The 26,615-nt window shown below is 65.0% G+C and carries 26 protein-coding genes and 1 tRNA gene; 17 read left to right on the top strand and 10 right to left on the bottom strand.

Annotated elements, in window-relative coordinates:
- Positions 1–134 precede the first annotated feature (134 nt).
- From WD430_RS01845 to ribH, 7 genes are all read right to left on the bottom strand, one after another.
- Complete coding sequence (locus tag WD430_RS01845) at positions 135–791, bottom strand: helix-turn-helix domain-containing protein (RefSeq protein ID WP_339104336.1); 657 nt, start codon at positions 789–791, stop codon at positions 135–137.
- A gap of 102 nt (positions 792–893) precedes the next feature.
- Positions 894–2,582, bottom strand: a complete 1,689-nt coding sequence (locus WD430_RS01850; RefSeq protein ID WP_339104337.1) for an alkaline phosphatase family protein — start codon at positions 2,580–2,582, stop codon at positions 894–896.
- A gap of 536 nt (positions 2,583–3,118) precedes the next feature.
- A complete protein-coding gene (locus tag WD430_RS01855) occupies positions 3,119–3,625 on the bottom strand; it encodes a GNAT family N-acetyltransferase (protein ID WP_345786456.1) in 507 nt (168 codons plus the stop codon).
- Positions 3,626–4,332: 707 nt separating this feature from the next.
- Positions 4,333–4,405, bottom strand: a tRNA-Gln gene (locus WD430_RS01860).
- A 47-nt stretch (positions 4,406–4,452) separates the two neighbouring features.
- A complete protein-coding gene (locus tag WD430_RS01865; protein WP_339105845.1) occupies positions 4,453–5,184 on the bottom strand; it encodes an HNH endonuclease signature motif containing protein in 732 nt (243 codons plus the stop codon).
- A gap of 247 nt (positions 5,185–5,431) precedes the next feature.
- Complete coding sequence (locus WD430_RS01870; RefSeq protein ID WP_339104339.1) at positions 5,432–6,577, bottom strand: pyridoxal phosphate-dependent aminotransferase; 1,146 nt, start codon at positions 6,575–6,577, stop codon at positions 5,432–5,434.
- 8 nt (positions 6,578–6,585) lie between these two features.
- A complete protein-coding gene (gene ribH / locus WD430_RS01875) occupies positions 6,586–7,017 on the bottom strand; it encodes a 6,7-dimethyl-8-ribityllumazine synthase (protein WP_339104340.1) in 432 nt (143 codons plus the stop codon).
- 285 nt (positions 7,018–7,302) lie between these two features.
- On the opposite strand from ribH, the gene WD430_RS01880 reads away from it, so the two are divergent.
- From WD430_RS01880 to WD430_RS01950, 15 genes are all read left to right on the top strand, one after another.
- Positions 7,303–8,466 (top strand): 5-(carboxyamino)imidazole ribonucleotide synthase, encoded by a 1,164-nt coding sequence (locus tag WD430_RS01880; RefSeq protein WP_407067133.1) that lies wholly within the window; start codon positions 7,303–7,305, stop codon positions 8,464–8,466.
- 57 nt (positions 8,467–8,523) lie between these two features.
- A complete protein-coding gene (locus WD430_RS01885) occupies positions 8,524–9,156 on the top strand; it encodes an AIR carboxylase family protein (protein WP_339104342.1) in 633 nt (210 codons plus the stop codon).
- A gap of 347 nt (positions 9,157–9,503) precedes the next feature.
- Positions 9,504–9,914: an NADH-quinone oxidoreductase subunit A gene (locus WD430_RS01890; RefSeq protein ID WP_339104343.1), complete on the top strand. Its 411-nt coding sequence runs from the start codon at positions 9,504–9,506 to the stop codon at positions 9,912–9,914.
- Complete coding sequence (locus tag WD430_RS01895) at positions 9,911–10,618, top strand: NADH-quinone oxidoreductase subunit B (protein ID WP_339104344.1); 708 nt, start codon at positions 9,911–9,913, stop codon at positions 10,616–10,618. Before WD430_RS01890 ends, WD430_RS01895 begins: the two co-directional genes overlap by 4 nt.
- Positions 10,615–12,273 carry an NADH-quinone oxidoreductase subunit D gene (locus WD430_RS01900; RefSeq protein ID WP_339104345.1) on the top strand — a complete coding sequence of 553 codons (1,659 nt, stop codon included), beginning with the start codon at positions 10,615–10,617 and terminating at the stop codon, positions 12,271–12,273. Before WD430_RS01895 ends, WD430_RS01900 begins: the two co-directional genes overlap by 4 nt.
- Before the next feature lie 2 nt (positions 12,274–12,275).
- Positions 12,276–13,370, top strand: coding sequence for a complex I subunit 1 family protein (locus WD430_RS01905; protein ID WP_339104346.1), 1,095 nt, complete (start codon positions 12,276–12,278; stop codon positions 13,368–13,370).
- On the top strand, positions 13,367–13,828 hold the full coding sequence (locus tag WD430_RS01910) for an NADH-quinone oxidoreductase subunit I (protein WP_008896380.1): 462 nt from the start codon (positions 13,367–13,369) through the stop codon (positions 13,826–13,828). Before WD430_RS01905 ends, WD430_RS01910 begins: the two co-directional genes overlap by 4 nt.
- A gap of 2 nt (positions 13,829–13,830) precedes the next feature.
- Complete coding sequence (locus WD430_RS01915) at positions 13,831–14,100, top strand: NADH-quinone oxidoreductase subunit J (protein WP_339104347.1); 270 nt, start codon at positions 13,831–13,833, stop codon at positions 14,098–14,100.
- Positions 14,097–14,573 (top strand): NADH-quinone oxidoreductase subunit J, encoded by a 477-nt coding sequence (locus WD430_RS01920; RefSeq protein ID WP_339104348.1) that lies wholly within the window; start codon positions 14,097–14,099, stop codon positions 14,571–14,573. Before WD430_RS01915 ends, WD430_RS01920 begins: the two co-directional genes overlap by 4 nt.
- Complete coding sequence (gene nuoK, locus WD430_RS01925; RefSeq protein ID WP_339104349.1) at positions 14,570–14,875, top strand: NADH-quinone oxidoreductase subunit NuoK; 306 nt, start codon at positions 14,570–14,572, stop codon at positions 14,873–14,875. The genes WD430_RS01920 and nuoK overlap by 4 nt, the downstream gene beginning before the upstream one ends.
- A 1-nt stretch (position 14,876) precedes the next feature.
- On the top strand, positions 14,877–16,922 hold the full coding sequence (nuoL, locus tag WD430_RS01930) for an NADH-quinone oxidoreductase subunit L (protein WP_339104350.1): 2,046 nt from the start codon (positions 14,877–14,879) through the stop codon (positions 16,920–16,922).
- Positions 16,922–18,451: a NuoM family protein gene (locus tag WD430_RS01935; protein ID WP_339104351.1), complete on the top strand. Its 1,530-nt coding sequence runs from the start codon at positions 16,922–16,924 to the stop codon at positions 18,449–18,451. The genes nuoL and WD430_RS01935 overlap by 1 nt, the downstream gene beginning before the upstream one ends.
- A complete protein-coding gene (locus WD430_RS01940) occupies positions 18,451–19,986 on the top strand; it encodes an NADH-quinone oxidoreductase subunit N (RefSeq protein ID WP_339104352.1) in 1,536 nt (511 codons plus the stop codon). Before WD430_RS01935 ends, WD430_RS01940 begins: the two co-directional genes overlap by 1 nt.
- Positions 19,987–20,052: 66 nt before the next feature.
- Positions 20,053–21,594: a DHH family phosphoesterase gene (locus WD430_RS01945; RefSeq protein WP_339104353.1), complete on the top strand. Its 1,542-nt coding sequence runs from the start codon at positions 20,053–20,055 to the stop codon at positions 21,592–21,594.
- Between the two features lie 101 nt (positions 21,595–21,695).
- The gene (locus WD430_RS01950; protein ID WP_339104354.1) at positions 21,696–22,502 is read left to right on the top strand and encodes a CBS domain-containing protein; all 807 of its coding nucleotides are present in this window, start codon (positions 21,696–21,698) and stop codon (positions 22,500–22,502) included.
- 137 nt (positions 22,503–22,639) lie between these two features.
- On the opposite strand, the gene dpsA (WD430_RS01955) is transcribed toward WD430_RS01950, so the two are convergent.
- Genes dpsA (WD430_RS01955) through dpsA (WD430_RS01965) form a run of 3 tightly spaced genes read right to left on the bottom strand, consistent with a single transcriptional unit; the run spans position 22,640 to position 24,349 of the window.
- Positions 22,640–23,209 (bottom strand): DNA starvation/stationary phase protection protein DpsA, encoded by a 570-nt coding sequence (gene dpsA, locus WD430_RS01955; protein ID WP_339104355.1) that lies wholly within the window; start codon positions 23,207–23,209, stop codon positions 22,640–22,642.
- A complete protein-coding gene (gene dpsA / locus WD430_RS01960; protein ID WP_339104356.1) occupies positions 23,206–23,787 on the bottom strand; it encodes a DNA starvation/stationary phase protection protein DpsA in 582 nt (193 codons plus the stop codon). The genes dpsA (WD430_RS01955) and dpsA (WD430_RS01960) overlap by 4 nt, the downstream gene beginning before the upstream one ends.
- A 13-nt stretch (positions 23,788–23,800) precedes the next feature.
- On the bottom strand, positions 23,801–24,349 hold the full coding sequence (dpsA, locus tag WD430_RS01965; protein ID WP_339104357.1) for a DNA starvation/stationary phase protection protein DpsA: 549 nt from the start codon (positions 24,347–24,349) through the stop codon (positions 23,801–23,803).
- Positions 24,350–24,642: 293 nt separating this feature from the next.
- Here dpsA (WD430_RS01965) and WD430_RS01970 point away from each other — a divergent pair, with 293 nt between their 5' ends.
- Both WD430_RS01970 and WD430_RS01975 read left to right on the top strand, forming a co-directional pair.
- On the top strand, positions 24,643–24,798 hold the full coding sequence (locus WD430_RS01970; RefSeq protein ID WP_339104358.1) for a hypothetical protein: 156 nt from the start codon (positions 24,643–24,645) through the stop codon (positions 24,796–24,798).
- Between the two features lie 112 nt (positions 24,799–24,910).
- Positions 24,911–26,611, top strand: coding sequence for a methylmalonyl-CoA mutase family protein (locus tag WD430_RS01975; RefSeq protein WP_339104359.1), 1,701 nt, complete (start codon positions 24,911–24,913; stop codon positions 26,609–26,611).
- Positions 26,612–26,615 lie beyond the last annotated feature (4 nt).

Raw genomic sequence — 26,615 nt, forward strand, 5'->3', positions numbered from 1 at the left:
CCGGAATTCGACGATTTCCTGAGTCGTCTGACCTATCGGAGAACGTTTCAATAATATATCCAAATCGCGTCTGACGCCCGTCCGACATCGACGAGGCGCGTGCTCGAGACGGATCCCCCTCGGTCCGATCGCGGTCATTGGTTCGGCATTCGATCGTTCTCGATCGTCGCCGCGATCAGTTCCGTGATGGCGCGTCGGAGCCGCTGTGAGACCGCCGAGTCGGAGATGCCGAGTCGTTCGGCGAGATCGTCCTGCGTGATACCTCGTGGAATGTCGAAGTAACCGCCGTAGTAGGCCATCATGAGGATCTCGTGTTGCTGATCGGTCAGATGGAAAGTCCCGCTGTCGGAGACCGACGTGTCGTACAACTGCGTCACGCGAAACGAGATCCCGCGGTCGCGACATCGCGCTCGAAACGCGATCAGTGCGTCCCGGTTCGGCAGGTAGACGCGAGCGACCCAGCCGCGTTCCCCGCTCGTGATCGTGAACACGAACAGTCCGTGCTCGCCGCCCCAGTCGGGGAGAACCGCGTGCTCGGTCTCGAGTGCCACGCGGAAGATCGTCCGGTTCTCGAACGTCGCGATGCGCGTCGGGTTCGAGACCGTCGGATCCGACGCCATCGAATCGGCGATCGCCGCGTCGTCGTCGCTGAACACGGAGACAAACTGGAACCGACGGTCGTCGGTCGACGTCTCGTACTCGTATCTGAACGTCGTCTCGGGATGGTTCGCGATCGTCGGTGCCAGCGCGAGCTCGTCGTGAACGAGATGAACTTCGGCGATAAATCCCATGCAAAGCCCGTTTCCTATCGCGTGGTCGGGGACGGCGTCCAAACCTATACGGACGATAATAGATCGTTGCAGCCACCGGGACGACCCCGGATCCATCGGCGATCAGTTCAGATACCCCAGATCGGCCAGCCGGTCGGTCACGTCCTCGTCCGGTTCCGATCGATCCGGATCGACGCCGTCGCCCTCGTAGTCCGCGTACGACATCGGATCGATCGGGTCGACGACCGGCGCGACGCTCCCGTCCATACGGTCGCTGTGGGGAACCCCCATCGCGGCCATAACCGTCGGCGCGACATCGAAGAGGTGGACGCGCTCGAGCGACGTCGTCTCGTCGATCCCCTCTCCCGCGGCCACGAAGACTCCGTCGAGCTTGTGGTTCCACGGTTCGGCCGGGCCGAAGTACTCCCCGCCGCTCAGCTGTTCGGAGATCATGTGATCGAAGCCGTTGGGGATCGTCACGATATCGACGGTGTCGTCGTCGTAGTCACCGTGGAAGTAGCGCTCGCCCGGCGCGACCGTCTCGAATAGCGGCTCGCCGTCGGGGGTCTCGACGGCCTGCAGTTTCCGGATCAGTTCCTCGCGGAACGCGTCGTACTCCTCGGACGGGACGACCCCGTTCGGATCCCGTCCCTCGAGGTTGATCCGGACGCCGAGTTCGGTCCGCGCCCGGACGTAGGCCGCGGACTCGGTGAAATCGACCTGCTCGTTGGCCGTCCGCGAGACGCCGTTCGGCGCGTACTCCCTCGCGAGGTCGGCGAGGCCGACCCGCTCGAGGGCGGCCCTGATACGACTGGCGGTGATCCCGAACCGGGCGGCGACCGACGCCGCGCGCGCCGTCGCGCCGGGCTCCCAGGACTCGCACTCCTCTCCCTCGCGGAGCCGCCTGCGCATCGGCGTCCACGACGGCATCCCCTTCCCACCGGTCGTCGTCTCGAGGTAGCCCTCGTCCCGGAGGAACTCGTTGATTCGGAACTCGTAGCCGTCGTACGGTCCCATCCCGTGATCGCTCACGAGGAAAACCCGATCCGGATCGCAGGCCTCGAGTACCGCCGCGAGCTGGTCGTCGGTCGCCTCGTAGACCCGGTTGACGAGTTCCTCGTCGCCGGCGAACTCGTGGAAGACCGTGTCCGTCTTCTGGAACTGGAGGAAACCCAGGTCCGGCTCGAACTCGCCGACGAGGTACCGAAACGCGTCGCCGCGCATTCGGATCAGATTGCGGTACTCCGCGATCTTCTCCTCGTTGGACAGCGAGTCGTCGCCGCGCGTGTAGTCCGGATAAACGCGGTACTCGCCGATCTCTTCCCGGACCTCCTCGAGGAGCCCGTCGGGATGACAGGGCGGATCCTCCGGCCCCAGAAAGCCGGGGATCACTGCTCCGTCGAACTCGTCGGGCGGGTGCGTCACCGGCGCGTTGACGACGACGCTCGAGCGGTCGTGTCGATCCAACAGCGTCCACAGCGGGTGCTCCCGAACGTCGTCGTTGCTCGTCACGTGCCAGTCGTAGCCGTCGTAGCCGACGAAGCCGACCACGCCGTGTTTACCGGGGTTGACGCCCGTGTAGATCGACGGCCAGGCGCTCGGCGTCCACGGCGGGATCTGGGACTCCAGCGGCGCGGTCACGCCCTCAGTGCAGAGCCGCTCGATGGTCGGAATCCGGTCCTCCTCGAAGAGTCGCTCGAAGACCGGCAGACACCCCGCATCGATCCCGATGAGAAGCGTGTCCAGCCCGTCCGATTCACGCTCGGTACTCCCAGTCGCTGTCGAATCCTCCCGGCCAAACGTCGAAGTCATCGTTGTAGTTGTTTGTTTGCAACCCGTGTTCCCGTTCGACCGCTGCCGACGTACCAGGGCAGCGGCGTTGTTCGTTGCACCACGTATCTAGACCCATCTATTGGGACAGCGCACTTCATTATCTCTCCGTTAAACCCGCCACTGAGCCCTGACTAGCCAGAATCTGACAACCGCGAGGAAACTCGACGGGTTCGAGACGGTGGGACGGACTGATCGGCCGGCCGCGTTCGTTCGGTCCGGACCGGCCGGCTTTCGCTCCGACGTACACATACCCGATTCACGATCGGATTCCTCCCGAATGTGGGCGCACTGTGATCGTCGCCTCTATAGAACCTGTTCTCCACGCGGTCTCAGGGGCGAGTCGGGACGGGGGACTCCCCTCGCTCGAGCGAGACGAGAGCCACTGGACGCAGGTAGCCAGATGCGGGGTTCGAAGGAGCCCTCGAGGCGACGCTCGTCGCAGATCGCAGTCACCCCGACTCCGCATCGCGTCGAGTCGGTCGAACGAGCGCGGCTCGCGACCGGTCAACGCGAATTCACAGGTGGCGTTCCATCTCGTGTTCGCCGCGATTGTGGGATGTCGTTTCGAACCCGGCCGATCGATACAGGTTCATCGCGATACGATTGGTTCGAGCGACGGTCAGCCAGACGTGGTCGAGCCCGTTCGCCTGCCCGTGTCCGAGCAAGCACTGTATGAGTTCCGTTCCGATTCCCGCCAACTGATACGCCGGGCGAACGAAAATAGCCAGCTCTGCAGTGTCGTCGTACGGGATCAACACGGCGTGACCGACCGCGTCGTCTCGATGCCTGACGACGACGTTCAGACCGTCCTCGAGGTGCCCGTCTACCCACTGGCGGATCCGGTGTTCCCCTCGAGGCGGCACCCCCTGTGACCGCGATTCGTCGTCGAACTGCGCGTACATCTCCACCAGCGGGTCGGGATCACCCGTGTACGTGCTGACCGTCATCGTTCGCCCCTCGCGATCGGTGAACGTCGACGGCGGACGCCGAAATTGCGACTGCCGGTCTGACGAGAGTGCCATATGACTACTCACCGGAGCGCGATCCTAAGCCTACCCCGCATTCCCGGTTGCTGGGAGCGACGATCGAACCTCCCGACAAAAGCGATTCGTGTGTCTTCGGATCCGGGACGTGTCGTCCGGTCCTGCCGTTGATCGGCACTGACGTGCAGGGATCTGCGCGCTCAGACTGGCCAGGGATCTGACTGGATCCCTGAACACCGACCGGGGAGAGTCGACTATCCGGATCTACTGATCGTATTCGTCGCTCGCGGGTTTGCTCGCGACAGAAGTAGTCGCGGGCGGTGCAACGGACTAATCGCGACTAAGCTCTCGCCTATGCTCCTCTAAGGAGTGCTCTTCCAGGTCTTTCCGGGAATCGAACTCGTCACCACAGATGGGACAATCGTGATTGCCGGACATGGGCGATGTTCCCTCCGCCAGCAGCAAATGCTTCAGCCTTTCACACGCTGATAATCGTAGAAGGCGGATGGCACCCGTGATTGGTGTGTTCTACATCATCTTCCGCTTGCCAATATGTGACAAGCAGTGCGCGTCCACTCGATCTGCTCGTGCCGTTGACTGTTCATGGTAGCGTGTTAGTCTGAAAAAGAGTATTCACACCAAACTGGGTATCGTCCCGGGCGGATTCGAACCGCGAGGACTCGAATCATCTCGTCCTCTGGGTTCGAACCACCGAGGATACGCTCACGGAGTTGTTCTCGCGAAAATAGTCCCGGGCGGATTCGAACCGCCGTCATGGGCTCCAAAGGCCCATATGATTGGCCACTACACCACGGGACTTGATCGGCAGGTGTGAGTTAACGACAGAACGGCTTATGAGTTATTGTTTACTCCTGCTCGACTGTCGAGATGCTGTCGATTAGTTCAATTTCAGCGTATCGATGACAACTGCGACAAAGGCAGGTCACGTTGTCGAGCGTATGAGCGAGTTGCGGATTGTTAAATTCTCGTACCGGTGTAATATGATGAACATCCGGCTCGTGGCCGATCTCTTCACGGGTTATTCCACAGTTCTGGCATGTATGATCGTCTCGTTCGAGCGCTTTACGTCTCACCGATCTCCACTTCCCGTTGTAGGGATTGTTGGCGCTTCCCCACTGTTCAGACAACCAAATCCGAAGACAGTTCTGACTGCAAAACCTTACCGGCTCCCGTTTTGCTTTAGATTTGAGAACAGTTCTAATCCTTCCGCAGCTCTCACAGACACGTTTTACGCGCTCGATATCGTGGACTTCGTAGTATGGTGTTCCAAGAAATTTATCGGATTCTTCGACACAGTCCGGACAGTATACCCCGGATTTGTCGGACGGATAGTATTCGAACGTGGAATCGCACCGTTTACACGCAGTCGTTTCGGTTCCACCTTTCCAGTTTCCGTTATATTTCCCGCCGTTTGGATTACACTCATCGTAGAACTCTCGTCGTGATTTCGGATCATAAAAATCAGTTCCACATCCTTTGCACGTCCGGTTCGGGAGCGATTCACCGTGGATTTTCGTATGATGTTGCCGCATTCCCTGTTCCGTATTCAATGACTTCCCACACGTCGGACAGTCCATGCACGCGTTGGCCGCGGCGTCGCTGATAAACTCGAGGCTGGTCTCGATCACGTGACGACCGTCGCAACGGCACGGGTACGACTCAGTCGCGGCCCGTCTCGAGGAATCGTCCCGCTGTCCCGCTCGTCTCGCTTCCGAGACCGCGCACACGATCTGTCGGAACGGCCGCGAACGAGATCGCCGCTGCAATCGCTCGCACCCGATGCGAAAACAGAATCGAAATCGAACTCGGCGGCGAACCGACGGCTTAGAAGTAGCCTTCGTCGGCCAGCCGCTCGATCCCTTCCTCGAGTCGCTCTTCGCTCGCCGCGTACGAGATCCGCGCGTAGCCGGGGGTGCCGAACGCGCTGCCCGGAACGGTCGCGACGTGGGCGTCCTCGAGTGCCCCTTCACACCAGGCCTGATCGTCGTCGTCGACGGGGACCATCATGTAGAAGGCGCCCTCGGGCTCGGCGACGTCGACGTCGTGCTCCTCGAGCAGGTCGATGACGAGGTCGCGGCGCTCCGCGAAGGCGTCGACCATCTCGGTGACGGCGTCCTCGGTCTCGAGGGCCTCGAGACCGGCGTGCTGGACGAAGTTCACGGCCGAGGAGACGGAGTGGCTGTGGAGCTTGCCGGCCTGATCGATCAGTTCCTCGGGACCGGCGAAGTAGCCGAGCCGCCAGCCGGTCATCGAGTAGGCCTTCGAGAAGCCGTTGACCGTCACGGTGCGGTCGGCCATTCCCTCGAGCGTGCCCAGGCTGGTCGGCTCGACGCCGTAGGTGATCTCCTTGTAGATCTCGTCGGAGATCACGGTGATGTCGTGCTCGACGGCCAGATCGCGGACGCCCTCGAGCGCCGCGTCGGAGTAGACGGCACCGGTCGGGTTCGACGGCGAGTTGACGATCAGCAGTTCGGTCTCGTCGGAGACCGCGGCCTCGAGGTCGTCGAGCGCGGGCTCGAGCTGGAAGTCCGAATCGGAGAGGTCGACGCGGGTCAGGTCGCCGCCGGCCATCTTGACCATCGCCTCGTAGGAGACCCACGCGGGGTCGAGCAGGGCGACCTCGTCGCCGTCGGCGATCAGCGCCTGGATGATCTCGTAGAGCGCCTGCTTGGCGCCGGGCGTGACGATGATCTCCTCGGGGCCGTGGTCGAGGCCGTCGTCGGCGAGTTTCTCCGAGATGGCCTCGCGGAGGTCGATGATCCCCGCGGAGGTGGTGTAGCCGGTGTGGCCGGCGTCCATCGCGTCCTTGCCCGCTTCGACGATGTTCTCGGGGGTCGGGAAGTCGGGCTCGCCGACGGAGAGGTCGACGACGTCGACGCCGTCGTTCTCGAGTTCGGTGGCGAGCGCGGAGATGGCGAGCGTTGCGGACGGTTCGACTCGGGTCAGACGATCGGTGAATTCCATGGTCATCGCTGGTATTACGCTGAATCTGAATCCGGATCGGAATCGGGAAGCTGGTCGACGAGGTCGAGCGCGCCGTCGACGGCTTTCGCCGCGTTCTCGACGCGCTCCCGGGCCTCGGCGGCGGACATACCGGGGCCCGTCACGCCGAGGGTTACGGGAGTGTCACGCTCGAGACTGACGTCGGAGAGCCGCTGGGCGGTCGCGTCGGTGATCACCTGATCGTGGTCGGTGTCACCGGTGATGACCGTCCCGACGACGGCCACGGCCTCGACCGCGTCGCGGCGGGCGAGCCGATCAGCGGCCAGCGGCGCGTCGTACGCGCCCGGGACGCGGACCGTCTCGTACACCTCGGCGCCAGCGGCCTGGGCCGCCTCGAGGGCCTCCTGCTCCATCTGCTCGGTGATCGGCCGGTTGAACTCCGCGACCACCAGTCCGAGCGTGGTCATACGCCAGCGGTGGAGAGGGGGCCTAAAAGAGGTACCGTTCTCTCGTGGCCACGCTTCCCGAACCGACCGCCTCGCGCGACGGTCGATTCCGATCGCGCCACGACGGGATCGACGAGGCGCGATATCGTCCCGGAGCGTCCAGTGTGCTCGTCCGTCGACGAGCTACCGGGACAGCCCCGAAGTGTCCTCGTTCGTGAGTATATCGAGTGAGAATACACCACGTGGTGACCACGATCGTGCCGTAAAGTGAGAACCCTTAAGCGGCGGCATAGACAAGCGGCGCGCATGACAACGCTACGGACGCCGGGACCGACGCTCGGGGTCGTCGGCGGCGGACAGCTCGGACGAATGCTCGCGGAGGCGGCGTCGCCGCTGGGAGTCGAAGTCGTCGTCCTCGATCCGACGCCGGACTGCCCGGCCGCGCCGGTCGCTCGCGATCAGATCGTCGCCGACTTCGACGACGAGGCGGGAATCCGCGAACTCGCCGCGCGCGCGGACGTGCTCACCTTCGAGATCGAACTCGCAGACCAGGACGTCCTCGAGCGCGTCAGCGAGGACTCCGGGACGCCGGTCCACCCGAAGCCGTCGACGCTGCGGACGATCCACGACAAACTCGTCCAGAAGCGCGAACTCGAGGACGCGGGCGTTCCGGTGCCGCCGTTCCGCGAGGTCGAGGACGCCGCCGACATCCGCGAGGCCATCGACGACTATGGCGCGCCGGTAATGTTGAAGGCCCGCACGGGCGGCTACGACGGGCGCGGAAACGTTCCCGTGGAGTCGAAAGAGGAGGCCGAGCAGGCCCTCGAGTCGGTCGCCGGCCCCGCGATGGTCGAGTCGTTCGTCGACTTCGAGCGCGAGGTCTCGGTCATCGCCGTCAAGGGAGACGACGAGGTCGCGACCTTCCCGCTGGGCGAGAACGTCCACGTCGACGAGATCCTCCGGGAGACGATCGTGCCCGCGCGCTCGAGCGAAACCGCCGCCGAACGCGCCTACGACGTTGCGCGGGACGTCCTCGAGGTGATGGACGGCCGCGGCGTGTACGGCATCGAACTCTTCGAAACGAGCGACGGCGAAATCCTGCTCAACGAGATCGCGCCGCGCCCGCACAACTCCGGCCACTGGACGATCGAGGGCGCCGCGACCTCGCAGTTCGAACAGCACGCGCGGGCGGTGCTCGGCTGGCCGCTCGGCTCGACGGAACTGCGGTCGCCGACCGTGCTGACCAACCTGCTCGGCGATGTCGACGAGGAACAGCGAGCGGAGCTGGGCGATATCGACCGTCTTCTCGAGACGCCCGGCGCGAACCTCCACTGGTACGGCAAGCGCCAGGTCCGACCGCTGCGCAAGATGGGGCACGTCACCGTCTCGGCCGCGGACGAGGGCGCCGACGTCGAGGACCTGTTGGAGACCGCGCGCGAGCTCGAGGACGCGGTCACGTTCCGGAACTGAACCCCCGTTCGTCTCGTTTACCACCGTTTCAAGTCATCCGCCCGCTCATCACCACGCATGAGCAACAGCGTCAGCGACCTCATCGACCGCCTGCACCGCGAGGCCGATCAGGACCGCCCGGCCGAGGAAACACCCGACGTCGGCATCGTCATGGGCAGCGACTCCGACCTCGAGACGATGATGACCGGCGGTCGACGTCGCGGCGCCTACGACGCCTTCGTCGACGAACTCGGCTTCGCCGAACAGACCGATTACGAGGAGCCGCCCGAAGAGCGCTTCACCTTCGAGACCTACGTGACCTCGGCTCACCGGACGCCGGACTTAATGACCGCTTACGCCGAGACGGCGGAGGAGCGCGGCCTCGAGGTCGTCATCGCGGGCGCGGGGGGGAAGTCGGCCGACCTGCCGAACATGACGGCCTCGATCGCCTACCCCCTGCCGGTGATCGGCGTCCCGGTCCAGGAGAAGTCGGTCGACAGCGTCATCGGCATGCCCACCGGCGCGCCGCTCGTGGCGGTCGACGCCGGCAAATCGTTCAACGCCGCGCTGTCGGCGGCCCAGATCCTCGCCCGTCAGCACGAGGCCGTCCGCGAGCGGCTCGTGGACTACCACGACGGGCTCCGCGAGGGGGTCGGCGACGTGTCGCGACGGCTGCACGACCAGGGGACCGCGAACTTCTCGAGCGAGTAATCGGCGACCGAACCGTACATCAGTCATTACGATCGATATCGCGTTCGTTTTTCCGCCTAGTTATAATTTAACTATCAGCTAGGCGCCATACTAGTGACCGTTCTGTCGCCTTTCGAACCGATCGTCGGCCGCTGGCCCCATCGAGAACGACGGTGCTCTCCCTCGAGTACAGCCCGTCGTAATCGGTTACTACCGATGCGTACATCCTTCATATGGCGAACTATCACGTGCGGTTCCGATTCGCGGTCGGAATCGATCACGAAAGTCGATGGAGTATGCTGATATCGCCGAAAAACGAACAATCAACCCTTATATGCGTGCGGTTGGAAGCCTCGAACGTTACGGAGATGAATGACTGGATCGCTATCGGGGCGCTGGGACTCGTGGGACTGTTGATACCGCTGGGCATGATGGCGGTATCCTACCTCCTGCGGCCGACCGTCCCCGAAACGAGCAAACGCGCCACGTACGAGAGTGGCGAGATCCCCACCGGCGGGACGCGCGTCCGGTTTAACATCCAGTACTACACGGTTGCACTTCTGTTCCTCGTCTTCGATATCGAGACCGTCCTCCTGTTCCCCTGGGCGGTCGTGTATCTGGATGCGCTGGACGCGGGCGTTCCGCTGCTCGAGATTCTCGGACCAATGCTGCTGTTCGTCGCCGTCCTATTGGTCGGACTCGCGTGGGCGTGGCGCAACGGCGCAGTACAGTGGGCACAGACACCCCGTCAGGCAGCGGCCGACTCTGAGCGACAATGAGTAGCAACAATCCACGGCAACAGATCCACGGCAGCACTGCACCATCGACGGACACCCGCGACTCGCGGATCGGTGAGGGTCCCGACGATCGGTTTAACTCCAAGCTCCGGGAGGCGTTCGGTTCGACGCCGTTCATCCTCACGAAGTTCGATAAGTTCATGAACTGGGTGCGGGGCAACTCGATGTTCATGCTGCAGTTCGGGATCGCCTGCTGCAGCATCGAGATGATGCACACCTACGCGATCAAACACGACCTCGATCGCTTCGGTGCCGGCGTGCCCCGAGCGTCGCCGCGACAGGCCGACGTGATGATCGTCCCCGGGACGATCGTCTCGAAGTTCGGCCCCCGCATGAAGCGGGTCTACGACCAGATGCCCGAACCCAAGTTCGTCGTCGGAATGGGATCCTGTACGATCTCCGGCGGCCCCTTCCAGGAGGGATACAACGTCGTCAAGGGCGCCGAGGAGATCATCCCCATCGACATCCACGTCCCGGGCTGTCCGCCCCGTCCCGAGGCGCTGATCTACGGCGTCGCCAAACTGCAAGAGCGGATCCGGAACGGCGAGTCGACGCCCGTCGTCGTCAAGCCCTACGAGCTCGAGCAGTTCGGCGACCTGCCGAAGGACGAACTCGTCCAGAAACTGGCCGACGACATCGACGAGGACGACCTCGTCATGCGCTACAACTGGGCTGATTCGCCATGAGCACGGGACTCGAACGCAGCCAGCCGCCGGTCGAGGTCTCCGAGGACGAACTCGAGGCGCTGCTCGGTGACCGCGCGCTCGCGCGGGACGATCACCTGAACGCGCCCGGATTCGTCGTCCGACCGGACGACGTCCAGAGCGTCCTCTCGGACCTGAAAGAGCGGGCCGGGTTCGACCACCTCTCTAACCTGACCGCCCAGCAGTACGAGGATCGGTACGAGTCGATCTACCATCTGAAGAAGTACGCCGATCCCACGCAGGAGGTCTCGATCGTCGTTCCGACGCCGATCGACGACCCCGTCAGCGAGTCGGCCGCACCGGTGTTCTCCACGGCCGACTGGCACGAGCGGGAGGCCTTCGACCTCGTCGGAATCGACTACGAGGGCCATCCCGATCCGCGACGGATCCTCCTGCCGGAAACGTGGCAGGGACATCCGCTCTCGCTGGATTACGACCAGGAGAAACCCCAGCTCGTCACCCTCACGGACCACGCCAACCCGATCCAGCCGGACCACCACGACGCCGAGTCGGACACGATGTTCCTGAACATCGGGCCACACCACCCGGCGACCCACGGCGTGCTCCACCTCGAGACGGTGCTGGACGGCGAGACGGTCGTCGACGTCGATCCCGACGTCGGCTACCTGCACCGCTGCGAGGAGCAGATGTGCCAGAACGGCACGTATCGCCACCAGATCATGCCCTACCCGGACCGCTGGGACTACGTCTCGGCGGGCCTGTTGAACGAGTGGGCGTACGCGCGCGTCGCGGAGGACCTGGCCGACATCGAGGTCCCCGACTACGCGCAGGTCATCCGGACCATGGGTGCCGAACTCTGTCGGATCGCCTCCCACATGCTCGCGCTCGCGACGTTCGCGCTGGACGTCTACGGCGACTTCACCGCCATCTTCCAGTACGGGATGCGCGACCGGGAAGTCGTACAGGATATTCTCGAGGACCTCACCGGCCAGCGGCTCATGTTCAACTACTTCCGGCTGGGCGGGGTCGCCTGGGACCTGCCGGAGCCCCGCGAGGAGTTCATCGCGAAGACGCGGGACTTCCTCGACGAACTCCCCGCCAAGGTCGACGAGTACAACGACCTGCTGACGGGCAACGAGATCTTCCAGGTCCGCTGTCACGATACGGGGGTTCTGGAACCCGAAGCCGCCAAGGACTACGGCTGTACGGGCCCGGTCGCCCGCGGCTCCGGAATCGACTACGACCTCCGGCGGGACGACCCCTACGGCTACTACGACGAACTCGAGTGGGACGTCGTCACCGAACCGGGCTGTGACAACTACAGCCGCGTCCTCGTGCGGATGCGGGAAGTCGAGGAGTCGGCCAAGATCATCGAGCAGTGTCTCGACCTCCTCGAGGACTGGCCCGAAGACGAACGGGAGATTCAGGCCAACGTGCCGCGAACGCTCAAGCCGGACGCGGACACCGAGGTCTATCGGGCCGTCGAGGGCGCGAAGGGCGAACTCGGGATCTACATCCGCGCCGACGGCACCGACAAGCCGGCCCGGTTCAAGATCCGCAGCCCCTGTTTCCACAACCTCTCGGCGCTGCCCGAGATGGCGAACGGGGAGTACGTCCCGGACCTGATCGCGTCGCTGGGTAGCCTGGACATCGTGCTCGGGGAGGTGGACCGGTAAGTATGGTCGACGGATACACAGCGGTCCCGCTGCAGAGCGACGACACGGTCTTGCTCCCCGAGCGGATCGGCGAGCTAACGGGACTGGACGGCTTCGGCGTCGGGGGCGAACTGCTCGCGACGTTTATCGCCGCGTTCGTCATCGGGAATCTGATGCTGGCGATGACCGGCGTCGCCGGCCCGTGGGCCAAGCGGAAGATCACCGCCGCGTTCACCGACCGGATCGCGGTCAATCGACTCGGCCCGGGGGGGATCTTCATTATCCTCGCCGACGCCGTTCGCCTGCTCTCGAAGGAGTTAGTCGTTCCCGAGAACGCCGATCGGCCGGCCTACGACCTCGCGCCGATCGTCGTCGCGGGCTCGGCCCTGCTGGGCTTCGCCGTGATCCCGATGGGCAGCGGCGTTCACCTCGCCGATCCCGAGGTCGGACTGGCGTACGTCTTCGCCGTCTCGGGAATCGCGAGCCTCGGTCTGGTGATGGCCGGCTACGCGTCGGCGAACAAGTACTCGCTGATCGGCGGCCTCCGCGCGGTGGCACAGAACATCGCCTACGAGATTCCGCTGGTCGTCACCGGCATGTCGGTCGTGATCTTCGCCGGAACCCTCCAGCTGAGCGATATCGTCGCGGCGCAGGCCGAACCGCTGATTTCGTTCGCGGGCGTGGAACTCCCGCGCTGGTACGCGCTGGTCAACCCGTTCGCGTTCGTCCTCTTCCTGGTCGCGAACTTCGCGGAAGTCGGCCGTAATCCGTTCGACACGCCGGAAGCGCCGACCGAAATCGTCGCCGGCTACCAGACCGAGTACTCCTCGGTCTACTTCGTGTTGATCTACCTCGGGGAGTTCCTCCACATCTTCCTCGGCGGTGCGATCATCGCGACGATCTTCCTCGGCGGCCCGGCCGGACCCGGCCCGGCGGAACTCGGCATCGTCTGGTTCCTCGTCAAGATCTGGGCGGTATTCTTCCTGACCCAGTGGCTCCGCTCGGCGGTGCCCCGGGTCCGGATCGACCAACTGATCGAGATCGGCTGGAAGGGACTGCTCGTCCTTTCCTTTGCGAACCTGATCCTCACCGCAGTGATCGTGGGGGTACTAGCATGATCGGCATCCTCAAATCCATGGCCACGACGATGAAGCACGCACTGGACGGGTCGACCTTCACGGTCGAGTATCCCGAGACAGCACCGGACGTCTCCCCGCGGTTCAGGGGCGTCCACAAGTTCAGCCAGGAGCGGTGTATCTGGTGTCGCCAGTGTGAGAACGTCTGTCCGAACGATACGATCCAGATCGTGACGAACGACCAGCGACAGGGCGAGCAGTACAACCTCCACATCGGACAGTGCGTCTACTGCCGGCTCTGCGAGGAGGTCTGCCCCGTCGACGCCATCCTGCTGACCCAGAACTTCGAGTTCACCGCCGACACGAAACACGACTTCGTCTACAACAAGGAACAGCTGAAAGCGGTCCCGTGGTACAAGGACATCGACCCGCTCGAGTCGCGCGAACCCGACCGGGGCGCGTGGATTGGCGAGGGCGAAGGGGAGGTCGATTACCAGTAACCATGCTCGAAACGATCGCATTCGCGGCCTTCGCGCTCGTGACGCTGCTCAGCGCGCTGGGCGTGGTCCTCCTCGAGGAGCCCTGGCACGCGGCGCTCATGCTCGGCGTCGCCCTGATGAGCATCGCGGTTCACTTCGTGATGCTCGCCGCCGAGTTCGTCGCCATGATGCAGATCCTCGTCTACGTCGGCGGGGTGCTGGTCCTCATCACGTTCGCCGTGATGCTCACCCAGCGCGACGAACCGACGTCCGAAGAGGTGGTCCAGACATGACGAACCGACCGAGACTCCGACTCGGGAAGACGCTCGTCCCCGGGTTGTTGGCCGTCGGACTGTTCGCGCTGATGGCGCTGGTCGTCCTCAACACGCCGTTCGAGCCGATGGCCGACGGCGGCTTCGAGGCCGAATCGATCACCGCCGCCATCGGCTACGCGCTGTTCGACCTCGAGGCGCTTCAGCAGGACGCGGGCGTGATGGGAACCGAACCGTTCCTCGCGGCGTTCCTGCTGGTCGCGGTCGCCCTCGACGCGGCGCTGGACGCCTCGCTGGTCCTCGCGAAACACGAGGAGGCGGGCGAACCCGTCTCGCCGCTCTCGAGTACGGGCCCCGACGACGCCGGCTCCGGCGCCCGTCCGGCCACCGACTCGAGCGGCTTCGGCCGCTCGGAGCCGACGGCGACCGACGGCGGTCGGTCCGAGACCGACGCTGACGCGGACTCGAACTCGAACGGAGGTGACCGTCAGTGACGGTCGCCGTCGAGTACTACGTCCTGCTGTCGATGGCCGTCTTCTGTATCGGCCTCATGGGGATCCTGACGCGTCGGAACGCACTGCTGTTCCTGATGTCCGTCGAACTCATGCTGAACGCGGCGAACATCAATCTGATCGCGTTCGCGTTCTATCACGGCAACCTCACCGGGCAGGTGTTCGCGCTGTTTACCATGGCACTCGCCGCCGCGGAGGTCGCCGTCGGACTCGGGATCATCCTGGTGCTGTATCGCAACTTCCGTGACGTCGACGTCACGGTTCCAACGACGATGAGGTGGTAAGATGGTAGGAACAGGTGCAGGCCCATTCAGTTACGCTCCGGCGATCGCACTGTTCCCGCTCGCGGCGTTCGTCATCTCGCTCGTCTTCGGCCGACAGTTGCCGAAGAAGGGCGCGATTCCGGGTATCTTCGCGACGGCAGCCTCGCTGCTGTTCTCGCTGTGGATGTTCGCGACGGTCGCGGGCGGCGAAACGTATCACGAGACGCTCTACGAGTGGTCGGCCGGCGCGGTCACGACCGAGGTCGGCGCCGAGGAGATCGCCTTCTCCTTCGGCCTGCTGATCGATCCGCTGTCGGCGCTGATGCTGATCATCGTCTCGCTGGTCGCCTTCCTCGTCCACGTCTTCAGCCTCGGCTACATGAACGACGAGGGCGAGACCGGGCTGCCGCGGTACTACGCCAGCCTCGGTCTCTTCACCTTCAGCATGCTCGCGTTCGTCTACGCGGACAACCTGCTGATGGCGTTCATGTTCTTCGAACTCGTCGGCCTCTGTTCGTACCTGCTGATCGGGTTCTGGTTCCGGACGAAGTCGGCCCCCTCGGCCGCGAAGAAGGCGTTCCTCGTCACCCGCTTCGGCGACTACTTCTTCCTGATCGGCGTCGTCGCCATCGCGTCGACGTTCGGCACGGTCGCCTTCGCCGGCGAGGAGTCGTTCGTCGTCGCCGCCGAGACGGCCATCGAGGACGGGACGACGCTGTTCGGCTTCGACGCCCAGACGTGGGTGACGATCACCGGACTGCTCGTGCTGGGCGGCGTCATCGGTAAGTCCGCGCAGTTCCCGCTGCACACGTGGCTGCCCGACGCCATGGAGGGCCCGACCACCGTCTCCGCGCTCATTCACGCGGCGACGATGGTCGCGGCCGGCGTCTACCTGGTCGCCCGGATGTTCGGCTACTACGCGCTGTCCCCGACCGCGCTGGCGATCATCGCCTTCGTCGGCGGCTTCACGGCGCTGTTCGCCGCGACGATGGGCGTCGTCAAAGACGACATCAAGCAGGTGCTGGCCTACTCGACGATCAGTCAGTACGGCTACATGATGCTGGGGATGGGCGTCGGCGGCTACGTCGCCGGAGTCTTCCACCTCATGAACCACGCCTTCTTCAAGGCGCTGCTGTTCCTCGGCTCCGGCGCCGTCATCGTCCTCATGCACCACGAACAGGACATGTGGGAGATGGGCGGCCTGAAGGACAAGGCGCCGGTCACCTACTACACGTTCCTCGCGGGCGCGCTCGCGCTCGCCGGGATCGTCCCCTTCTCCGGCTTCTGGTCGAAAGACGAGGTGCTGTTCGACGCGCTGATCGTCGGCCTCGAGCAGCCCGTGATCCTCGCGGCCTACGCGATGGGACTGCTCGCCGTCTTCTTCACCGGGTTCTACACCTTCCGGATGGTCTTCCTGACCTTCCACGGCGAGCCCCGTTCCGAGACGGCCGAGAACCCACACGGCGTCGGCTGGTCGATCAAGACGCCGCTGGTCGTGCTCGGCCTCCTCGCGGCGCTGGCCGGCTTCGTCAACCTCGCGCCGATCGCCAAACTCGCCGGGACCGACATCACGTTCCTCGAGCACTGGCTCGACGGCGAGTACGGCTACGTCGAGGGACTGACCTACCACCACTACCACGAGATGGTGGCCTTCGAAGAGGGGTACATCGGCTCCGAGACGACGACGATGCTGCTCAGCGCCGGCCTCTCGCTGGGACTGGCGCTGGCCGGTGCCTTCGCGGCGCACACGCTGTACAACGTCCCCGAACCGAAGCGACACACGACGAAACTCGGCGGCGCCTACAACGTCCTGCGGCACAACTACTACCAGGACGAGTACCAGGTCTGGCTCGCCGAGGGGCTCACGCTGCCGCTGGCGCGGGCGGCCGACCTGTTCGACCGATCCGTTATCGACGGCGCCGTCGACGGCGTCTCGGACGCCAGCCTGTTCGGCAGTAGCTGGGTGAAACGCATCCAAACAGGGCTCGTGACGAACTACGCGGCGCTGATCGTGGCCGGGTTCGTCGCGTTGCTCCTCGGTCTCGGACTCTACGGAGGGTGGTTCTGATGATGATCGAAGCACTGATCGCGGTCGCACTGATCGGCGCGCTCGTCACGTTCGTCGCGCCGAATCGCGTTGCGGGCAAACTGGCCTTCGCCATCAGCCTCGTGCCGGCCGCGCTCAGCCTGTGGATGTTCACCGCCTTCGACGGCAGCGGCAACGCCTTGCTCGACGGCGACCTCGCCTTCGAGTCCCACCTCGAGTGGATCCAGTTCGGGGACTACTCGATCGAGTGGTTCGTCGGCCTCGACGGCATCAGCCTGCCGCTCGTGGTCATGACGACGATCCTCTGCTCGCTGGCGATCCTGAGCTCGTGGACGCCGATCGATCGGCGCGAGTCCCAGTTCTACGGGCTCGTGCTGTTCATCGAGGCGAACCTGATCGGCGTCTTCTCGGCGCTGGACTTCTTCGTCTGGTTCATCTTCTGGGAGGCCGTCCTGATCCCGATGTATCTGCTGATCGGGGTCTGGGGCGGTCCGGACCGGAAGTACGCCGCGATCAAGTTCTTCGTCTACACGAACGTCGCGTCGCTGCTGATGTTCGGGTCGTTCATCGCGCTCGTCTTCGGCCTCGGCGACGCCGCGACGAGTTTCGCGCTGCCGGAGGTCGCCGACGCGATGGTCAACGGCGGCGGCGTCCAGTCGAGCGTCTTCGGTATCGATCCGGGGACGTTCACGGCGCTCGTGTTCATCGCGCTGTTCCTCGGGTTCGCCGTGAAGGTGCCGGTGGTCCCGTTCCACACGTGGCTGCCCGACGCCCACGTGCAGGCCCCGACGCCCGCCTCGGTGCTGCTCGCGGGCGTACTCCTGAAGATGGGGACCTACGCCCTGCTGCGATTCAACTTCACGATGTTCCCGGAGCAGGTCGCGACCTACGCGGTCCCGATCGCGGCCGTCGCGGTCGTCAGCGTCATCTACGGCGCGATGCTGGCGCTGGCCCAGACTGACTTGAAGCGGATCGTCGCCTACTCCTCGGTTTCCTCGATGGGGTACGTGATCCTCGGACTGATCGCCTACACCCAGTTCGGGGTCGGCGGGGCGACGTTCCAGATGGTCTCCCACGGGCTGATCTCCGGACTGATGTTCATGTCGGTCGGCGTCATCTACAACGTCACGCACACCCGCAGCGTCGAGGAGATGTCCGGGCTGGCCGACCGGATGCCGATCGCCGTCGGCATCCTCGTCGCCGGCGCCTTCGGCTACATGGGGCTGCCGCTGATGAGCGGCTTCCACGGCGAGTTCACCATCTTCTTCGGCGCCTTCCAGGCCGACTTCGCCTACGCGCCGCTCTTTACGGCGCTGGCGATGTTCGGCATCGTCATCGTCGCCGGCTACCTGCTCTTCGCGCTCCAGCGGACCGTCTTCGGCCCGTATCACCTGGAAACCGACTACGACGTGGGCCGCGCGCCGCTGCACGACATCGCGCCGATGTTCGTGTTGCTCGCGCTCATCATCGCCCTCGGCGTGGCTCCCGAACTGATATTCGACATGATAACCGACGCAGTCGATCCGATCCTGAACGGAGGTGACCTGTGATGGCGATCTATCAACTGCCCGAGTGGGCCGCGCTGGCCCCGGCGCTGATCCTGGCGCTGACCGGACTGGTGTTGTTCCTCGTGGACAGCATCTCGCCGCGGTCGACGAACCGCACGCTGCTGGCCGGCACCGCCGCCGTCGGCGCGCTGGCCTCGCTGGCCGTCGCCGTCTGGTTCACCGCCGCCGGCGTCGGCACGCCGACCATGGACGGCGGCGAGGGCGTCATCGAGATCTTCGACGGCCAGTTCGTCGTCGATCAGCTGGCGCTGTACTTCACGATCATCGTCGCCATCGTGACGGCGCTGATCGTCGTCGCCAGCTACGACTACCTCCGCGATCACACCTACCAGGCCGAGTACTACTCGCTGGTCGTCCTCGCGGCGACCGGGATGGCGACGGTCGCGGCCGCCAACAGCCTCGTGACGATCTTCATCGCCCTCGAGCTGACGAGTCTTCCCTCGTACGCGCTCGTGGCGATCCTGAAGGACAACCGCGGCAGCGTCGAGGCGGGCCTGAAGTACTTCCTGATCGGCGCGCTCTCCTCGGCGATCTTCGTCTACGGGATCTCGCTGGTCTACGGCGCGACCGGCGTCCTCCAGCTGGACAGCATCGCAACGGTCATCGCCGACGGCGGCGCCGACGGCTTCGGCGGCCTGCTCGGACTGGGAATCCTCATGTTGCTCGGCGGGATCGCGTTCAAGACCGCCAGCGTGCCGTTCCACTTCTGGGCGCCCGAGGCCTACGAGGGCGCGCCCGCGCCGATCAGCGCGTTCCTCTCCTCGGCCTCGAAGGCCGCCGGCTTCGTGATCGCGTTCCGCGTGTTCAACGTGGCCTTCCCGCTCGAGGAGATCGGCGGCGTGATCGGCTTCGACTGGACGGTCGCCTTCGTCGTGCTCGCGATCGTCACCATGACGCTCGGGAACTTCGCGGCGGCGACCCAGGAGAACGTCAAGCGGATGCTCGCCTACTCGTCGATCGGCCACGCCGGCTACGCCCTGATCGGGCTGGCCGGCCTGTCGGCCGACGGCGGCGAACTCGTCATGGGCGCGGCGCTGATGCACCTGCTGGTCTACGGCTTCATGAACACGGGCGCGTTCTTGTTCGTCGCACTGGCCGAACACTGGGGCGTCGGCCGCACCTTCGAGGACTACAACGGCCTCTCGACGCAGGCGCCGGTCGCCTGCGGTGCGATGGCCGTCTTCCTCTTTAGCCTCGCGGGGATCCCGCCGTTCGGCGGCTTCTTCAGCAAGTACTTCCTGTTCACCGGCGCCCTCGAGGCGGCGACAGCGAATCCGGCAATGCTGGCCGTGGCCGCCGCGCTCGTGGTCAACAGCGCGCTCTCGCTGTACTACTACTCGCGGCTGGTCAAGGCGCTGTGGATCGAGGAGCCGCCGGCGACGCGCGAGCGGCTCGGACAACCGACGGGGCTCTACGCGGCGATCGTCGTCGCCGCCGTGATGACGATCGTCATCCTCCCCGGCTTCGGTCCGGTCGCCGAGGCCGCCACCGGCGCCGCGGAGGCCCTCATCAACTGACCGCGGGGCCGGGGCCGTCACTGGCGACCCGGTAGCTTTTCCCGCTCGGAATCGCAACTGCGATACATGGTTTTCCGGCTCGTGCTCGGCTGTGGGACGGTCGGCCGTCAGGTCGTCGAACGGTTCCCCGAGCGCGACGCACGCACCGGCGATCGCCTGCTCGTCGTCACCGACGACGAGAGCGTCGTCGAAACGCTTCGCGACGAGAGCCTCCCGGCGCGGCGGGCCGACCCGACCGATCCGTCGGTGATCGCGAACCTCGAGACGCCGGACGTGATCTTCGTCGCCGGCGATCGGACCGACCGGAACCGGCTCGCGCTCGTTGAGGCCCGGGAGCGGTTTCCGACGAGTTCGATCGTCGCCTACATGGGCGGAAACGCGACCGAAGCGGACCGAACGCGGTTCGAGGAACTCGCGGATTGCGTCGTCGACGCCAAGCAGTCGATGGTCGAGCACATCCTCGAGGGGACCGTGAGCCCGTCGGCCGGCGCCGCGATCGGGCTCCGGCAACGGCTGTCGACGATCGACGGCCGACTGGCGGTCGTCATGCACGACAACCCCGATCCGGACGCGATCGCCAGTGCCGTCGCGCTGGTCGATATCGCTGCGGAGATGGACGTCGCGGCCGACGCCTGTTACTTCGGCGAGATCTCTCACCAGGAGAACCGCGCGATGGTCAACCTGCTCGATCTCGATCTGCGGAACCTCTCGCCGTCCGACTCCCTCGAGGAGTACGCGGCGTACGCGCTGGTCGATCACTCCCGGCCCGGCGTCAACGACCAACTGCCCGAGGAGCTCCACATCGACATCGTCATCGACCACCATCCGCCCCGCGGCCCGGTGCCCGGCGAGTTCGTCGATCTGCGCGAAGGGGCCGGAGCGACCAGTACGGTGTTGACGGAGTACCTCGACCGGTTCAGCCTCGATCCCCGATGGGAGACGGCGACGGCGCTGCTGTACGGGATCCGGATCGACACGAACGACTTCACCCGCGAGGTCTCTCCGGCGGACTTCAACGCCGCCTCGCTGCTGTGGCCCCACGCCGATACGTCGATGCTCGAGCAGATCGAGCAGCCGACGATCGAAGGGGAGACCTTAGAGACGATCGCCCGGGCGATCAAGAACCGCATTCAGCAGGACTCGGTCGCCGTCGCGAGCGTCGGCGAGATCACCAACCGCGACGCCCTCCCGCAGGCGGCCGAGCAGCTACTGTCGATGGAGGGCGTCGAAACGACGCTCGTCTTCGGCTTTCGAGACGAGATGGTCTTCCTCTCCGCGCGCTCGCGGGCGGCCGACGTCGACTTAGGCGAGACGGTCCGGGACGCGTTCGATCGGATCGGCAGCGCCGGCGGCCACGCCGACATGGCCGGCGCCCAGCTCGAGCTCGGCATCCTCGGCAACGCCGACGACGCCGACGAGGTCGAGTCGATCGTCAGCGTCGTCGAGGAGGTCATCACGAACCGATTCCTCGAGGCGATCGACACCGGTCCGGGGACGTCCGTCGGGGCGTACACCCAGACCAGCGAACGGCTGTTCTCGGTCGACGACGAGTCGGAGTCCCCGTCCCGGGACCGGACGGCGGCCGACGAGAGCGGGGAGTCCGTCTAGGCGGGGCCGGTGTCGTTCAGTTCGAGAACCGCGTGCCGCGATTCGGCGAACGCGCGACCGTAGAAGACACGTTTTTGCGCGCGCGGCCCATTGGCCCGTCCATGGAGGTCGTGTCGGACCGGAGCAAGCCTCGGGTCAAGGAGTACATGACGCGCGACGTCGCGACGGTCGCCCCCGACGAAACCGTCGGCGACGTCGCCACGCGGATCGCCGAGAGCGACGAACACAGCGGATTCCCCGTCTGCGAACGGCGCCGCGTGGAGGGCTTTATCAGCGCCCGCGACCTGTTGCTGGCCGACGACGACGATCCGATTTTCAAGGTGATGGCCACCGATCTGCTCGTGGCCCACCCGGACATGAAGGTGACCGACGCCGCCCGCGTCATCCTCCGGTCGGGCATCCAGAAACTCCCCGTCGTCGACGACGCCGGCAATCTCGTGGGGATCATCTCCAACGCCGACGTCATCCGCAGCCAGATCGAGCGCGCCACGCCCGAGAAGGTGGGGAAACTCGTCCGGACCTTAGAGGAGATCCACGACACCGAACTCGAGCAGGAACGCCGAACCGTCGCACTGCGGGAGCTGACACCCACGCAGGGCCGGGTCTACGCCGACGAACTCGAGGGCCGACGGTACGAACTCGAGCACGGGCTGGCCGAGCCGCTGGTGGTCATCGACAACGACGGCACGCTCCTGCTGGCCGACGGCCACCACCGCGTGCTCGCGGCCGATCGGCTGGGAATCGACGAGATGGACGCCTACGTCATCGTCGTCGATCGCACGATCGAACTCGGGATGGCCAAGACCGCGGAGAAAGAGAACCTAGAGCGGATCGACGACATCGAGGTCGTCGACTACGCGCATCACCCGCTCGTCCAGACGACCGAACGGTTGCAGTCCAACGACTGAGTGCGGGGCCGATCGGCTCGGTTCGTCGTGCCAGTTCGCACGCGGAACCAGCCGTCGGTGACCGCAGTCCCGAGTATCGACGAGACCGGTATCCGGCCTGAGAGAGCGAACGCCGTGGGGGTCGCCCCCGAAACGATTCACCCGGTCGCATCGCGCAGAACGAGCGTATCGTCTGCGAGGTATCGATCGAGGACGTGCGCGTCCGCTTCGAGCGTCTTCAGATGGCGGCGCAGGAGTTCGTTCGTCGCCGCATCGCCGAGCCGGTCCGCCAGTTCGATATGTTCGCGCCACTGCACCGCGAGCGTCGCGTACCCGTCGAGATCGCGCTCGAGCGACGAGCGGACGTCGTAGTGATGGGCTTCTTCGATGGATATCGGCGCGTGTTGGCGGATCCCCATCGGCCCACAGGCCGGAACGCCGCCGAGCGCGGTGATCCGAACGGCGATGTCGTCGGTCATCTCCGTGAGCCGGTCGGCGGCGTCCTCGAGGAAGCCACTGATCGGTCCCCATTCGGCCCCCTCGGCGAGCCAGTAGTGCTTTCGCACCTGATTGAAGAGGATGTACAGCCCCGATATCTCGCTGTTCAAGGCCGTGATCAACTGTTCAGCCGCGTCCCGCTCGAGACGGAGCGCGTTGTCGGTTACCGTCCCCCACTCTTGGCGGACGTGAGACGGGTCTGGTCGTCGGAGATGCGGTGTACTCGTCATCGTTCCTGCAGCACCTCCGCTCGAACGAGCGTGTCGGCTTCGAGTAACTGCTCGATGACGTGGGCGTCCTCTTCGAGGTCTTCGAGGCGGTCGCGGAGCAGTTCGGCCGTGCCCGGATCGCCTCGTTCTTCCGCGAGAGCGATGTGGTCGCGCATACTGACGATCAGGGTCGCGTACCCCTCGAGATCACCGTCCAGGGAGGTCCGAAGGTCGTAGAGGTCCTCGGCCTCGAGGTGGACGTCGGCCCGTTCCTGAAGCGTCGGCGGCGTGTTCGGCGGAATCCCCCCGAGTTCGACGATCCGAATCGCGAGCTCGTCGTTGACCTCGCGCACGCGTTTGTAGGCGTCCTCGAGGAAGTCAGCGACTTCCCCGTGTTCGGCGCCTGCAGCGGTCCAGTAATGCTTGCGAAGCAGGTAGAACAGGTTGAACGATCCCGCGTGGTCGACGCTCAAGGCGTCGACGATCACCTCGGCGTCGGCGGGGTCGATCCGGAGCGCGTTTGCCGCGATGGTGCCCCACTCCTGACGGCGCTCGCCCGTCTCGGGCTCCCGAACGAGTCGCCCTTGTTTCTGTGCCATTCGGGTCACCCGTTCAGTGAGTGGCCTCTTCGAGGACGAGCGTGTCGTCTTCGAGGTAGTGTTCGAAGTGGTGGCCGTCCTCCTCGAGGTGGACGAGGATCTCGCGCAGCAGCTCGCCGGTGGCGGGGTCGCCGAGGTTCTCGGCGAGTTCGATGCTGCCGCGCATCGACTCGATGATCTCGCCGTACATCTCGAGGTCGTTCTCGAACATCGTGCGGACGTCGTAGACGTCCTCGCCCTCGAACTCGACGGTGGCGCGGTCCTCGAGGTTCGACGGGCCGGAGACGGGGACGCCGCCCAGTGCCTGGGCGCGCTCAGCGATCTCGTCGGCGCCCTCCTCGACGTGTTCGTAGGCCTCCTCGAGGAACTCGTGGAGCGGGAGGAACTCGGCGCCCTCGACGACCCAGTGGTGTTTCTTCAACTGGTGGTAGAGGACGTACGAGTTCGCCAGTTCGGAGTTCAGTGCCTCGACGATCTGTTCGGCTTTGTCCTGATCGAGCCGGAGCGCGTTTTCGTCGACGGTCCCGGCCTGTTGACGGACGGTCGTCTCTTGGGAGCTCATCGCATGGGTGTTAGTCGCTCGACGACCATATACCTTTCAGGTACCACACATTTTTTGGGAGGCCTAAATTCGTCTCGTAGATCGGGGAATCTCAGCCCGTATACCGGATCAACGGGACCTTCGGCGCAGCGAAACTGGAAGCACCTCTGTATTCATCGCGCCGTTTTTGGCAGCTATCCGAGAGGTAGAGGGCCGCTTCGGTAACGCCTTCGTCTCCACTGACTGTCTCGAGCGCGGACCCCACATACGTTGGAAACGGGTTCAACACCGAACCCGCCCTCTGATCGACTACGATGAAACGCGCAAACGTTCAGCGGAAGACCGCCGTCCGATGCGACGACTGCCAGGCCATCTTCACGGCCGAGATCGAGAACGACGGCGACGTCTTCCTGATCGGGATGGGCGACCGCTGTGGCTGTGGCGGGACCGAATTCCGGAGCTTCGCCTGATCGGCCCTTCCTCACCCGAACGCGTCCGTTCCCCGATCGCCGTCGCGCCTCCTTCGTCACACGCTACCATTCCCCGGAATCCTTAATGCCGCGTCCGGCAAATCGTGTGCGTATGTACGACGAGGAGGACCTCGAGTCGATCCGCGAGGCCGCCGACGAGTGGGAACGGGAGACGCTCGAGCCGGCCCTCGACGCCCACGGTGAGCGCAAGGACCGGTTCGCGACCGTCTCGAACCTCGAGGTCGACCGGCTCTACACGCCCGAGGACGTCGCCGACCTCGACTACCTCGAGGAGCTCGGCTTTCCCGGCGAGGAACCGTACACCCGCGGGCCGTACCCGACGATGTACCGCGGACGGACGTGGACGATGCGCCAGTTCGCGGGCTTCGGGACGGCAGAGGAGACTAACGAGCGCTTTCACTACCTGATCGACGAGGGCCAGACCGGGCTCTCCACCGCCTTCGACATGCCGTCGCTGATGGGACTCGACTCGGACGACCCGATGAGCGAGGGCGAGATCGGCCGGGAGGGCGTCGCGGTCGACACGCTCCGGGACATGGAGATCCTCTTCGACGGGATCGATCTCGAGGAGATCTCGACCTCGTTTACGATCAACCCCTCCGCGCCGGTGATCTACGCGATGTACGTCGCGCTGGCCGATCAGCGAGGCGTTCCGCGCGAGAACCTCCGCGGCACCCTCCAGAACGACATGTTCAAGGAGTTCATCGCCCAGAAGGAGTGGGTGATCCCCCCGAAGCCCTCGCTGGATCTCGTCACGGACGTCGTCGAGTTCAGCACCCGGGAGACGCCGAAGTTCCACCCCATCTCGGTCTCGGGCTATCACATCCGCGAGGCGGGGTCGACCGCCGTCCAGGAACTGGCGTTCACCCTCGCGGACGGCTTCGCCTACGTCGAGGACGCGATGGAGCGGGGCCTCGCGGTCGACGAGTTCGCGCCCCGACTCTCCTACTTCTTCAACTGCCACAACTCCTTCTTCGAGGAGATCGCGAAGTACCGGGCCGCCCGCCGGATCTACGCCCGCGTGATGGACGACTGGTACGACGCCGAGGCCGACGAGTCAAAGCGGCTCAAGTTCCACACCCAGACCGCGGGCCAGTCGCTGACCGCCCAGCAGCCGCTGAACAACGTCGTCCGGGTGACGATCCAGGCGCTGGCCGGCGTCCTCGGCGGCACGCAGTCGCTGCACACCAACAGCTTCGACGAGGCGCTGGCTCTGCCCTCCGAGAAGGCGGTCCGGGTCGCCCTGCGCACCCAGCAGATCATCGCCGAGGAGTCCGGCGCGGCGGACATCGTCGACCCGATGGGCGGCAGTTTCGCCGTCGAGGCGCTCACCGACGAGACCGAGCAACGCGCCATGCGGTATATCGAGGAGATCCGCGAGATGGGCGACGGCTCCGTTCGGGACGGCGTCCTGAAGGGCATCGAGGACGGCTACTTCCTCCGGGAGATCCAGGACGCCTCCTACGAGTACCAGGAGCGCGTCGAGCGCGGCGAGGAGGTCGTCGTCGGCGTCAATAAGTACACCCTCGAGGAGGACACCAGCCCCGACACCCTCCAGATCGACGAGACGACCGCCGAGCGCCAGCTGGCGCGTCTGGAAGACGTCAAGGCCGATCGCGACGACGCGGCCGTCGAAGCGGCCCTCGAGGACCTCCGCGAGGCGAGCGAGCGCGGGGAAAACACGATCCCGTACATCGTCGACGCGGTGAAGGCGTACGCGACGATGGGCGAGATCATGCAGGTGTTCGAGGACCAGCACGGCGCCTATAGCGAAGAAATCGGATTAGCGTGAGAAC

Origin of the sequence: Haloterrigena sp. KLK7, assembly GCF_037914945.1 — an archaeon.
Classification (GTDB): Archaea; Halobacteriota; Halobacteria; order Halobacteriales; family Natrialbaceae; genus Haloterrigena; species Haloterrigena salinisoli.

Coding starts and splice junctions, on each gene's coding strand:
- WD430_RS01950 (WP_339104354.1), top strand. CDS start 21,696: ATGGAGGTCGTGTCGGACCGGAGCAAGCCTCGGGTCAAGGAGTACATG.
- dpsA (WP_339104356.1), bottom strand. CDS start 23,787: ATGGCACAGAAACAAGGGCGACTCGTTCGGGAGCCCGAGACGGGCGAG.
- WD430_RS01870 (WP_339104339.1), bottom strand. CDS start 6,577: ATGACCATGGAATTCACCGATCGTCTGACCCGAGTCGAACCGTCCGCA.
- WD430_RS01885 (WP_339104342.1), top strand. CDS start 8,524: ATGAGCAACAGCGTCAGCGACCTCATCGACCGCCTGCACCGCGAGGCC.
- WD430_RS01895 (WP_339104344.1), top strand. CDS start 9,911: ATGAGTAGCAACAATCCACGGCAACAGATCCACGGCAGCACTGCACCA.
- ribH (WP_339104340.1), bottom strand. CDS start 7,017: ATGACCACGCTCGGACTGGTGGTCGCGGAGTTCAACCGGCCGATCACC.
- WD430_RS01855 (WP_345786456.1), bottom strand. CDS start 3,625: ATGGCACTCTCGTCAGACCGGCAGTCGCAATTTCGGCGTCCGCCGTCG.
- WD430_RS01845 (WP_339104336.1), bottom strand. CDS start 791: ATGGGATTTATCGCCGAAGTTCATCTCGTTCACGACGAGCTCGCGCTG.
- WD430_RS01905 (WP_339104346.1), top strand. CDS start 12,276: ATGGTCGACGGATACACAGCGGTCCCGCTGCAGAGCGACGACACGGTC.
- WD430_RS01890 (WP_339104343.1), top strand. CDS start 9,504: ATGAATGACTGGATCGCTATCGGGGCGCTGGGACTCGTGGGACTGTTG.
- WD430_RS01940 (WP_339104352.1), top strand. CDS start 18,451: ATGGCGATCTATCAACTGCCCGAGTGGGCCGCGCTGGCCCCGGCGCTG.
- WD430_RS01910 (WP_008896380.1), top strand. CDS start 13,367: ATGATCGGCATCCTCAAATCCATGGCCACGACGATGAAGCACGCACTG.
- nuoL (WP_339104350.1), top strand. CDS start 14,877: ATGGTAGGAACAGGTGCAGGCCCATTCAGTTACGCTCCGGCGATCGCA.
- WD430_RS01935 (WP_339104351.1), top strand. CDS start 16,922: ATGATGATCGAAGCACTGATCGCGGTCGCACTGATCGGCGCGCTCGTC.
- WD430_RS01945 (WP_339104353.1), top strand. CDS start 20,053: ATGGTTTTCCGGCTCGTGCTCGGCTGTGGGACGGTCGGCCGTCAGGTC.
- dpsA (WP_339104357.1), bottom strand. CDS start 24,349: ATGAGCTCCCAAGAGACGACCGTCCGTCAACAGGCCGGGACCGTCGAC.
- WD430_RS01915 (WP_339104347.1), top strand. CDS start 13,831: ATGCTCGAAACGATCGCATTCGCGGCCTTCGCGCTCGTGACGCTGCTC.
- WD430_RS01975 (WP_339104359.1), top strand. CDS start 24,911: ATGTACGACGAGGAGGACCTCGAGTCGATCCGCGAGGCCGCCGACGAG.
- WD430_RS01920 (WP_339104348.1), top strand. CDS start 14,097: ATGACGAACCGACCGAGACTCCGACTCGGGAAGACGCTCGTCCCCGGG.
- WD430_RS01865 (WP_339105845.1), bottom strand. CDS start 5,184: ATGGACTGTCCGACGTGTGGGAAGTCATTGAATACGGAACAGGGAATG.
- WD430_RS01880 (WP_407067133.1), top strand. CDS start 7,303: ATGACAACGCTACGGACGCCGGGACCGACGCTCGGGGTCGTCGGCGGC.
- WD430_RS01850 (WP_339104337.1), bottom strand. CDS start 2,582: ATGACTTCGACGTTTGGCCGGGAGGATTCGACAGCGACTGGGAGTACC.
- WD430_RS01900 (WP_339104345.1), top strand. CDS start 10,615: ATGAGCACGGGACTCGAACGCAGCCAGCCGCCGGTCGAGGTCTCCGAG.
- dpsA (WP_339104355.1), bottom strand. CDS start 23,209: ATGACGAGTACACCGCATCTCCGACGACCAGACCCGTCTCACGTCCGC.
- WD430_RS01970 (WP_339104358.1), top strand. CDS start 24,643: ATGAAACGCGCAAACGTTCAGCGGAAGACCGCCGTCCGATGCGACGAC.